This is a genomic window from Streptomyces sp. XY431, assembly GCF_001279805.1.
In the GTDB taxonomy this organism is placed as follows: Bacteria; Actinomycetota; Actinomycetes; order Streptomycetales; family Streptomycetaceae; genus Kitasatospora; species Kitasatospora purpeofusca.
On sequence record NZ_LGDO01000463.1, the window covers coordinates 1 to 204 of the forward strand.

Genomic DNA, 204 nt, shown 5'->3' on the forward strand with positions numbered 1-204 from the left:
GCGATCCCCAACGCCTGCGCCGCGATCGTCACCCGCGTGTGGTCCAGCGTCCGCATCGCCGTCGCGAACCCCGTCCCCTCCGCACCGATCATCCGGTCCACCGGGATCCGCACATTGTCGAAGTACACCTCACGCGTCGGCGACCCCTTGATCCCCAACTTCCGCTCCGGCGCACCGAACGACACCCCCGCGTCGCCCTTCTCC

General features: G+C 69.6%; 1 pseudogene. It reads right to left on the bottom strand.

Annotated features, from left to right (window positions below):
• Nucleotides 1-204 (bottom strand): annotated as a pseudogene (locus tag ADK60_RS29385) (acyl-CoA dehydrogenase); the annotation flags it as partial.